This window comes from Pseudomonas sp. P4_C4, from assembly GCF_056402055.1.
Genome location: NZ_JBFUID010000067.1, coordinates 20528 through 30919 on the forward strand (window position 1 = coordinate 20528; position 10392 = coordinate 30919).

Below are 10392 nucleotides of genomic sequence, written 5' to 3' on the forward strand. Positions count from 1 at the left end.
TTATCACTAGGGGGCAACTGGATGATATTTATCGCCAAAATCTATTCGGCCCTGCGCATTGCGGCACACCTTTGCAGTGCCAATTAACAGGAGGTCTAAATGCTTGTACTTACGGACATGCAGCGCGCATACCTCAAAAAAATACGAGCCCTTAGCACGGACCTTCAGGGCAACGAAGTATTTGCTGGCCTAACGTTCGAGGAATCAATGCGGTTCAATTGCTTGAGTGAGTCGCTTTTGGGGCAGGAGCATCGCACGCAGGAAGATGTGGACGAGTATCTCGCCCTCCACCAAAAGCACGAGCGTGATCGACTATCAAGTGATAGGCGCAGTGATAGAGGCGCAGCAAAACAGATCGTTACTACACAAAAGAACTGAATATCAGCCTTGCCACAGTCAAGCATCACTGAAACAAAGCTTTATCTGACCGGTAATACCCCACTAGCCCGCTGTAGGGCGGGTTTTGACGTCCGCACCTGCTCCGCGCAAAATATCGTGCTCACCCAGCAAGCTGGCTACATCACAGGCCTTGTCCCACAAACCTAGCGAATAACCATGAAGTAGCAGATAAGCAATGCGCGGATGAGCTGGGACTGTTGCCGCTGACCGAAAACTGACCCAGCAAACCCCGTATCTCTATTGTGAACGGCATCAGCATAGAGTTGGCGCAGCTCGTCGTAACGATTCGGGCCGAGTTGCTCGGATAAGCGCGTCATTGTAGCGGGCTGGACGCCGACTAAACGCGTCTGCTCACACATTGACGCCAGCGCCACGTAATTCGGATGTTCGATAATATAGCGCGCCAACACCCTCAACAAACAGCTTTAGAGTGTTCGACGATATCAATGTCGCCAATTCGTTATGACACAGCGTGATATCTTGCAGACCACGAATTAGGTCTGCGCGGCGCAAGCATGCCGGCTTGCGTTTGAGGCTTTTCTCCAAATGCGACAGGTCGGGGCCGAGGCCAGCATATAGGCTTTGCCCAACGGCGCACTCCTCACCCAAGTTAAACTATAGGTCGCAACACATAGTGCTGGCGCTATTGCCGTCCGCATAGCCGCAGGCGCTTTTGTGATCAGTTGTCGCGGTAGATCGACGACGTTATTGCTGTATTAGTACGGATGTTGCTGCCGGTCCCCCTTTTACCCCGATCGTACCTCCAGTTCTGGTAATGCGCGGTGTCTCAAGCATGTTTACCTTGGGAAAAACCGACGCGCATAAAATAATCGATGTTACATATAAAAACGCAGTAATTATCCACTTGGCAGATGTTTATTAATGTTTGGCACTGTCTCAGATCAATAAACTGGTACCAACAACATTATGCTCAAGTGGTATCCATGAAAAATCTTGCCAAAAATGCTCTGAGTCACCTTGCTCGCCCAGATCTCCTGGAAACATGTGCCTACATCAATGGAGAGTGGATTGATGTTTATTGACGTCCATAGATGTTCTATTTGGTACGAAAAACAATTTTAAAAACAGTCGCTTATGAAGATTTTTGTTTTTTGTGTTCCGCATGCGACTACGGAAAGCCAGGGGCCAAGGTATGGGCTGGAGTATGGGCTGAGACTCATCTAGATTGAGTCATCATCCTTTAAATAGGAGGTGACTAATGGCATCACTGACGACAAAAGCCGTAGAGAAGATAATCAGGGCCGGGTTGGCTGGAATGACCAATGATGGCGACGGCCTCTACTTAAAAGTCGGCCGTTCCGGTGGCGCCAGTTGGATCTTTCGCTACAAGATTGCCGGCAAGAGCCGAGACATGGGGTTGGGCGGGAGCCCCGAAGTAAGTCTCGCGAACGCTCGTGAGAAAGCAGCAGCAGCCAGAAAGCTGAGCAAGTCAGGCGTCGATCCGCACACCCGTCGGGATGAGGCGTTGGAGCGACAGCGGTTGAAAAAAGAAGCCGAGCGTATAGCTCAGGCCACAGCAAGAGCTAAGGCAATCCCTTTCAAAGACGTTGCTCTCGACTATATCGCTGCCCACAGGGCGGGCTGGAAAAATGCCAAGCATGCTCAGCAGTGGGAGAACACTTTGGCTACCTATGCGTTCAAGGTCATAGGCTTCTTGTTCCGCGAGGCCAGCCAGGCTGACCTCGTGGCAGCGCTTAGGCTGGTTTGAAGCAGTACGCGGCCAGCTTGTTACCGTCCAGGTCTCGAGCGTAGGCGGCATAGGCGTTCGGTGCCCAGTCGCGGGTGCCTGGGGCGCCTGCGCAGATGCCGCCGGCGGTCAAGGCCGCGGCGTGAAATGCGTCGATGGCGGCGCGGTCCGGCGCCTCGAAGCTGACGGTGACACCGTTACCGACGCTGGCGGGTTCGCCGTTGGCTGGTTTCAGAACGAAGAAGGAAGGGGCGTTCTCGCCCCAGATCGAGCCATTGTCGCCCAGATCGGCGATGCGCTTGTGGCCCAGCGCGCCCAGTACGCTGTCGTAGAAATTGCGGGCTTTTTGCAGATCATTGGTGCCGACGGTGACGTGAGTGAAGACGCTCATCTTTTGGTTCTCTTTGGTAGAAACGAGATGGGTTGGTGTTGCTGTACGTCAGGGGTGCTCCCTGACAACTATCGTTGGGTCTGCTGACTCAGCGATCGAAGTGAATGACGGTACGGATGCTCTTGCCTTCGTGCATCAGGTCGAAGGCCTTGTTGATATCCTCCAGTCCCATGGTGTGGGTGATAAAGGTGTCCAGCGGGATTTCGCCTTTTTGCGCTTTCTCGACATAGCTGGGTAGCTCGCTACGACCTTTCACACCGCCAAAGGCCGAACCGCGCCAGACTCGGCCAGTGACCAGTTGGAATGGACGGGTACTGATTTCCTGGCCGGCACCAGCGACACCGATAATCACCGACTCGCCCCAGCCCTTATGGCAGCACTCCAGGGCCGCGCGCATCAGATTGACGTTGCCAATGCACTCAAAGGAGTAGTCCACGCCCCCCCCTGTCAGCTCGACTATTACGTCCTGAATTGGCTTATCGAATTCCTTGGGGTTGATGAAGTCGGTAGCACCCAGCTGTCTGGCTATCTCGAACTTGGCCGGATTGATGTCGACCGCGATGATCCGGCCAGCCTTGGCCATTGTGGCGCCGATGATGGCGGCCAGGCCGATGCCGCCAAGGCCGAAGATTGCCACGCTGGCGCCTTCTTCCACCTTGGCAGTGTTGAGCACCGCGCCTATGCCGGTAGTCACGCCGCAACCGAGCAGGCAGACCTTTTCCAGCGGTGCCTCCTTTGGAATATTGGCCAGAGAAATTTCCGGTAGCACGGTGTACTCGGAGAATGTCGAGGTGCCCATGTAGTGGAAGATTGGCTGGCCCTTGTAAGAGAAGCGACTGGTGCCGTCAGGCATCAGGCCTTTGCCCTGAGTGGCACGGATTTTCTGGCAGAGGTTGGTCTTTCCGGACTTGCAGAATTTGCACTCGCCACACTCAGGGGTGTAAAGCGGGATCACGTGATCGCCCACCGCAACTGAAGTAACCCCCTCGCCAATCGCCTCGACTATTCCGCCGCCTTCGTGACCGAGAATGGTTGGAAAAAGGCCTTCCGGATCAGCTCCGGAAAGGGTAAAGGCATCGGTGTGGCAGACACCGGTGGCGATGATGCGCACTAGTACTTCACCCGCCTGTGGCGGTGCCACGTCGACTTCGACGATTTGTAGGGGTTGGTTGGCCGCGAAGGCTACGGCGGCTCGCGATTTGATCATTTTCTTGATTCCTCAGTGCAACGAAAGCGGTAGACGGTAATTGATCGTGATAGGGAAGATCACTGCCGCAAGTCCACAGTCACGGCGGTGGTTGGGCGAGTACAACAGAGCAAGATGCTGCCGCTTTCAGGAGGATCCAGTGGCTCTTCGAAATACTCGACAGAGCCTTCCCGCAGGGGGACTTGGCAGGTGTTACACAGGCCTGCCCGGCAATTGAATGGCGGAGTCAGGCCGTTCTGTTCGGCAAGTTCGAGCAGTGATTGGCAATTCTGATCCCAGGCCACACGCGTACCCGATGGTAGAAACTCCACGGTTAGAGCACCTTCAATCGACGCGGTCGGCGCTTTGGGTACGGGCGACGCGAGGGGAAGGGACGCCACTGGTACGACTTCATCCTCCTCGAGGATGGTCGCCGGGCCGAAGAATTCATAATGAATGCGCTTGCCAGCGATCCCGAGGTCGCGCAACAGGCGCCAGTTCGCCTGCATAAAGAATCTGGGGCCGCACAGGTAGACGTCGTAGTCGTCCAGCGGAAGAAGCCTTTGCAAGGTTTCCCGGCTTACCAAGCCCTGGCTGTGAAAGGCAGCATTGGCATGATCGTCGGCATCCGGGTTGCGGTAGCAGTAGTGCACGCTGATCCCTGGGCGACGGCTGGCCAGTGCCAAAACCTCGTCACGAAAGGCATGTACGATTCCACTTTCGCAGGCATGGATGAAATACACCGGACGCGACGAACGTGTACTCAGTTGATGGAGCATGCTCAGCATCGGTGTGAGCCCCACACCGCCACTGAACAACACAACTGGCCTTGGGCTCTCTTCGTCCAGCACGAAGGTGCCTGTGGGGCCAGCGATCTCGAGCGAGTCGCCGACTTGAACAAAATCGTGCAAGTGATTGGACCCTTGACCCGGCGGCAGCTCTGGTCGGTCGAACGGTGCAGGCTCGCGTTTAACCGAAATGCGTACGTGCGAGGGGTCATTGGCGTCTCCGGAGAGACTGTAGTTGCGCAACGCCGTAACACCGCCCTCCAGGGACAGGCGAACAATGAGAAACTGCCCCGGACGAAAGCGCAGATTGGAAACGCCATCGCTCGCCGTCAGGACGAAGGAAGTGATGACTGCGCTCTCTTGTTTTTTTTCAATCACCCGGAAGGTTTTGAAACCTGTAGAGGAAGACAGCGTTTGCAATTGAGTGCCCATCTCATGCCTCCGTCTTTTGTTCCGCAGTGTGTCGTTGGGTCAGCGGAATCAATCTGCCAGGCTGTTCCTGGGCAATCAATTTATCGAGGTTACGGCGAAAACGTAGTGGTCCCGAGTCGGAAGCCAGATCGATGTTGGGCGTGCGCTTGTTGGCCATCCCCTTATGTACGGCACTCAGCACTAACCGATCTTCGGCAAAGGCGTGTCGCACGTCTTCGTCGAACTGGCGTGACACTTCTTCATTTTCGGTATCGAAGTTACGGACCTGGAACCAGTAATAACGTGTGTTCGATTCGTCGATGGGGGTCATGAAGTTGTAGGAGTTCATCAGGAACACATGTTCGTGCAGTTCACCTTCATCACTACCCGTTCCAGCGGGCGTGAACAGGGCCTTGATAATGGCCTGGGACGGGTAATGCACTTCGTAGTGCTGCTTACGATCACAATGACCACTGAACTTGACGAACTTGGCATAGAACGGTGCCACCTCGACATCGCGCATCCAGCGCGAAACAATCACACCGTCATCGGTTACCGTGGTTTGCAACGGTTCCTCTGCGCAGGCTGCGTTACCAAAGGAAGATTGATGCACCCAGGCGACATGTGCGGGGTCCAGCAGGTTGTCGGTCATGTACAGGTAGTTGCACGGGATAACCATACTGTCGCCGCGATTGAGACCCCACGCGGGGTCACCCCATTCAGGCACGTGACAAATTTTCGTTTCGTCTGCCAGTTCGATATCACCCATCCAGATCCAGATCAAACCGTAGCGCACCGCGAGGGGGTAGCTGCGAACCTTGGCGCCTTGGGGAATGCGTTGACTACCGGGCGCACGGACGCAGCTACCCGAGCAGTCGAAGGTCAAACCGTGGTAACCACATTCAATGTCATCACCTTTGCGACGGCCCATTGACAGTGGCAGCTTACGGTGAGGGCAGGCATCTTCGAGGGCTACCGGGGTGCCGTCACTCTTTCGGTAAAGCACCACAGACTCACTGAGAAGAGTTATGGGGTACAGATCATCACCCAGCTCAGCTTCACTGGCGGCTACATACCATGCGTTTCGCAAAAACATGGGGATTTCTCCTTATTATTTGGTTGTTCGCCTTGTGCTGGCGAACGATGGCTAACAAGGAGGACAGGTTACGAGGATCTGATTGAGTGAGAATAGATGTTTAAATCTGTTTGTTTATTTAGATTTACTAACAGGTCATTGGGTTGGATGAGTGCGAGAAGCCTGGACTTGAGCCCGTCTCGGGCAACGCATTCAAGACCGCGCAAGGCAGTCTTGAATGTGGGGTATATCAATGGTTTTCAGCCGTTGTGGTGGGCCAGGGATTTACTGATTGGCTGGCGATTGAATGAGTGGCAATGCCACCAAAGCACGCTCCCAAATTTGCCGAGTGCGCTCCCAAACGACGGCTTGCCAATCAAGATCGGCTGGGTAGAACTGTTCGATTAGCTCCAGTTTGATTTGCCCGGCAACTGGATCTGTGAAATCCCCGTGCAGGTGCAACCAATGGTCGTTGCGCAAAAAAGTATGGATCTGTTCTCCCGGATAAGTGCCGCATTCAATGACGAATGGCATTAAGTGTATGTGCGGTAGCGCGTCAATGATGGCTTGTGATGTGTAGCCAGTCGCTGTTGCGGCTACGCCCGTATCACTCTGGCTGCCAGGTCCGGTGATCAGGGTATACAGCCATGGCCCATAGATCGCTTGAGCATCGCGAAGCGCTGGATAGGCGGATTGGGCAATCGTCATCAGCATGGGGTGGCCATAGTCCCCAGCGCCCGTGTGAAGGTCAAAACACATGACCGCCTGGGTGTGGCTCAAGTGCTCTTGTAAAATCTTGTGCAGGGTTTTGTTCGTCCAACCTGGAGTCTGTCCGCCGTAGTAAAGACCGTCAGGGTGGTTGTACTGGCCGGCCTCGACAATTGACATCACCGCTGCCCAGCCCTCTGTGCGAACTCGATCGTTGAGCAGGGCATCGGCTTGTTCGCGCGATGGCCCCGACAGCTGTTCGCAGGTATAGATAGCGTGCAATGCCTCGTACTGGCGGTTATCGGGCAGGCCTTGAGTGAAGTCCAGATAGTTGCGATTGAGGTCGATGTTGTCTTCATTGACGCGGCGTATCCATGCAGTACCCCAGGGGTTGATGAGGTGGATCATCAGCACTGCGACATCGGCAGACAGGGTCCTCTTGTTGAATTCCTGTAACCATCTGATCTGACAGTTCGAGCCATAGAAACCTTCAACACCGTGGGTGCCGCTGAGGGCGACCAGTACCTTCCTGGCGTGTGGATCGCCAAGCCAGGCAACATCGGTACTCAATGGCTCGCCAAAGGGCCCGCTCAATGGGTGGGGGTAGGTTGTCAGGCTGGCACCTGCCGCTTTAGCGGTAGCCAGAAATTGCTCGCGTTGGCTGTTGTAACTCGGATGCGTGGGAAAACCTGCGCTCATGGTCACCTCTTGTCGATCGCTGGTATCGGACGCTCATGGAGCGTCCGATACCAGGGTTTGGAAGTACGAAGCGTTATTTCAAGCGGCCGGAGAGAAACTGGGTCAATCGTTCACTTTTCGGATTGACCAATACTTCGCTGGGATGTCCTTCTTCTTCTACGCGACCTTGATGCAAGAACATGACGTGGTTGGAAATGTTGCGGGCAAAGCCCATCTCGTGGGTGACCACGACCATCGTTCGGCCTTCCTCTGCCAGCGCTTGCATCACTTTCAACACTTCGCCGACCAGCTCCGGGTCGAGCGCTGATGTCGGCTCGTCGAACAGCATAACTTCCGGCTCCATCGCCAGCGCACGGGCAATGGCCACGCGCTGTTGCTGACCGCCGGAGAGATGCGAGGGATATTTACTCTCCACGCTTGAGTCCAGGCCAACCTTGCGCAGGTACTGGTGGGCTCGCTGCACAGCTTCCTTGCGCTTGATGCCAAGGACATGAATGGGCGCTTCGATGATGTTTTCCAGCACCGTCATGTGCTGCCACAGGTTGAAGTGCTGGAACACCATCGACAGTTTGGTGCGTATTTTTTGCAGTTGGCGCGGATCGGCCACACTCATGGCGCCGTTGATATCTTGTTTCGTGCGAATTTCCTCGTTGTTCACGGTAATTCGCCCGGCACAGGGCTGTTCGAGGAAGTTGATGCAGCGCAGGAAGGTACTCTTACCTGATCCGCTCGAACCGATGATGCTGATGACATCACCTGTTTTGGCTTTGAGTGATACACCTTTGAGGACTTCATGAGGGCCGTACTTCTTGTACAGCTCATCTATGTTTAACTTGTACATTTTCGACGCTCTCCAAATGGCGGCAGATCAATGAGCTTGAGGTTTCAAGAAGGCCAGCCAGCGAATTTCGCAGCGACGAAAAAGCCAGACCAGGGTAAACACCATCAAGGCATAGAGCACCGCCGCTATACCGAATGCCTCGAACGAGGAGTAAGTGGCCGAGTTCACATCGCGGGCGACCTTAAGCAAATCAGGAACGGTGGCGGTGAATGCGAGGGTGGTGGAGTGCAGCATGAGGATCACCTCATTGCTGTAGTACGGCAGCGCACGACGTAGCGAAGACGGCAAAATGATTCGTCGGTACAAGGTAAAGCTGGACATGCCATAAGCGCGACCGGCTTCAATTTCACCGTAAGGTGTCGCGCGGATCGCTCCAGCGAAAACCTCCGTGGTGTATGCGCAGGTGTTGAGGGCAAAAGCCAATAACGTGCAGTTGATCCCTTCGCGGAAGAAGGCATTCAGTTCCGGTTGGGATCGGACCATTTCCAGGCTGTAGACACCGGTATAAAGAAGCAGCAACTGGATATACAGCGGCGTACCTCGAAACACATAGGTATAGAACCAGACGGGCCCGCGGATGAACGGATTTCTTGAGACGCGCGCCACTGCCAGAGGCACAGCGAAGACGCCGCCGATGGCGATGGAAACCACCAGCAGCCACAATGTCATGGCAACGCCGGACAGTTGATAGCCATCGAACCAGAGGTAGGATTGCCAATACTCCTGGATGATTTCGATCATAGCTGTGCCCCTCTGACACCGGCAGAGTAGCGGCGCTCCAGCCACATCAGGATGCCGTTGGACAGGGTGGTAATCGATAGATAAATCAGAGCGCCGATCAGACTGAAGTAGAACAATTGCATCGAGTGTTTGCCGGCATCCTGGGTTACCTTGACGATATCTATAAGACCGATAATCGAGACCAGCGCGGTTGCCTTGATCAGCACCTGCCAGTTGTTGCCTATGCCTGGAAGTGCAAAGCGCATCATTTGTGGGAACAGGACTCGCACAAAAATTTGTCGACGATTCATTCCATAGGCGATGGCAGCCTCAAGCTGGCCGGCAGGTACAGACTGAAAGGCGCCGCGAAACGTCTCGGTGAAATAGGCGCCGTAGATGAAACCAAGGGTAAAAACCCCGGCAACAAATGGATTGAGATCAACCTGCTCGAATTGCATCCACTCGGTAAAAACATTCAAAAAAATTTGTAGGCTGTAGAACAACAGCAACATGATCACCAGATCAGGAACACTGCGGATCAATGTTGTGTAACCTGTTGCCAACACTCGCAAGAGGCGCTGGTTGGAAAGCTTTGCCGACGCACCGATTAAACCGAGTGACACAGACAGCAACATCGAGAGCAACGCCAGCTTGATGGTTGCGAAGGTACCTTCGAGTATCAACGCACCATAACCCTGTAAAAACATGTTCTGTCTCTCCTTCGGCAATAGCGGTCCGCAGACCGTCTATTTAGAGGCTTGGAAATCAGGGGGGAACTGTGGAGGAAGATAGGAAGGCTCTTGATCATCTACGTAGGGATGATCAGAGCCAGCCAGGAAAAGGATTCAGTTATAGATGTCGAAAGTGAAGTACTTCTTCTGAAGCGCCTCGTAGGTTCCGTTTTCGTGCATTTCTGCCAGAGCGCCGTTGATGGCTTTGATCAGCGCCTGGTCATCCTTGCGCAGGCCAATCGCAATCCCCTGGCCCAGTAGCTTTTCATCCTGGACAGTGTCGCCAGCAAAAGCGAAACCGGTATTTTGGGGCGTCTGCAAGAAACCGATGTCTGCAACGACCGCGTCTGTCAGGGTGGCATCGATACGGCCACTGACCAGGTCCGGGTAGAGCAGATCCTGATTGGTGTAGGACACCATGGTAACGCCATGTGGTGCCCAAACTGACCTGACGTAAGCCTCCTGGGTACTGCCTTGGGCGACGCCGACACGCCTACCCTTGAGCGACTCCACTGTCGGGAGCAAACCGCTATCAGCCTTGGCGATCAGACGATTGGGCGAGTTGTAGAGCCGGTCAGAGAACGCGATATTTTCTTTGCGTTTTTCGTTGACGGTCATCGCCGAAAGAATGCCATCGAACTTCTTCGCCTTGAGTGCCGGGATGATGCTGTCGAAAGCGACTTCCACCCAGACGCACTTGACCTTGAGTTGAGCGCAAATGGCATTACCCAGATC

General features: G+C 54.5%; 11 protein-coding genes. 2 read left to right on the forward strand and 9 right to left on the reverse strand.

Annotated features, from left to right (window positions below):
* Positions 1-99 precede the first annotated feature (99 nt).
* Together AC1DXW_RS26390 and AC1DXW_RS26395 are read left to right on the forward strand one after the other, a co-directional pair.
* Entirely contained in the window at positions 100-378 is a 279-nt protein-coding gene (locus AC1DXW_RS26390; RefSeq protein ID WP_223531551.1) for a hypothetical protein, read from the forward strand.
* A gap of 1240 nt (positions 379-1618) precedes the next feature.
* On the forward strand, positions 1619-2128 hold the full coding sequence (locus tag AC1DXW_RS26395; RefSeq protein ID WP_223531550.1) for a DUF4102 domain-containing protein: 510 nt from the start codon (positions 1619-1621) through the stop codon (positions 2126-2128).
* Here the strand turns inward: AC1DXW_RS26395 and AC1DXW_RS26400 are convergent.
* The 9 genes from AC1DXW_RS26400 to AC1DXW_RS26440 form a co-directional block, all read right to left on the reverse strand.
* Complete coding sequence (locus AC1DXW_RS26400; protein WP_223531549.1) at positions 2115-2498, reverse strand: VOC family protein; 384 nt, start codon at positions 2496-2498, stop codon at positions 2115-2117. The genes AC1DXW_RS26395 and AC1DXW_RS26400 overlap by 14 nt on opposite strands.
* 88 nt (positions 2499-2586) lie before the next feature.
* Positions 2587-3705 carry an S-(hydroxymethyl)glutathione dehydrogenase/class III alcohol dehydrogenase gene (locus tag AC1DXW_RS26405; RefSeq protein ID WP_477760651.1) on the reverse strand — a complete coding sequence of 373 codons (1119 nt, stop codon included), beginning with the start codon at positions 3703-3705 and terminating at the stop codon, positions 2587-2589.
* A gap of 59 nt (positions 3706-3764) precedes the next feature.
* Positions 3765-4904, reverse strand: a complete 1140-nt coding sequence (locus AC1DXW_RS26410; RefSeq protein ID WP_477760652.1) for an FAD-binding oxidoreductase — start codon at positions 4902-4904, stop codon at positions 3765-3767.
* A 1-nt stretch (position 4905) separates the two neighbouring features.
* Positions 4906-5979 carry an aromatic ring-hydroxylating dioxygenase subunit alpha gene (locus tag AC1DXW_RS26415; RefSeq protein WP_223531546.1) on the reverse strand — a complete coding sequence of 358 codons (1074 nt, stop codon included), beginning with the start codon at positions 5977-5979 and terminating at the stop codon, positions 4906-4908.
* Positions 5980-6243: 264 nt separating this feature from the next.
* Complete coding sequence (locus AC1DXW_RS26420) at positions 6244-7365, reverse strand: DUF2817 domain-containing protein (RefSeq protein WP_223531545.1); 1122 nt, start codon at positions 7363-7365, stop codon at positions 6244-6246.
* A 73-nt stretch (positions 7366-7438) separates the two neighbouring features.
* Positions 7439-8206, reverse strand: coding sequence for an ABC transporter ATP-binding protein (locus tag AC1DXW_RS26425; RefSeq protein WP_477760653.1), 768 nt, complete (start codon positions 8204-8206; stop codon positions 7439-7441).
* A gap of 27 nt (positions 8207-8233) precedes the next feature.
* Positions 8234-8947 (reverse strand): ABC transporter permease, encoded by a 714-nt coding sequence (locus AC1DXW_RS26430; RefSeq protein WP_008017327.1) that lies wholly within the window; start codon positions 8945-8947, stop codon positions 8234-8236.
* Positions 8944-9633, reverse strand: a complete 690-nt coding sequence (locus AC1DXW_RS26435; protein WP_477756510.1) for an ABC transporter permease — start codon at positions 9631-9633, stop codon at positions 8944-8946. The genes AC1DXW_RS26430 and AC1DXW_RS26435 overlap by 4 nt, the downstream gene beginning before the upstream one ends.
* A 138-nt stretch (positions 9634-9771) precedes the next feature.
* Positions 9772-10392 (reverse strand): transporter substrate-binding domain-containing protein (locus tag AC1DXW_RS26440; RefSeq protein ID WP_477760654.1); only part of this gene is annotated, 621 nt, incomplete at its 5' end.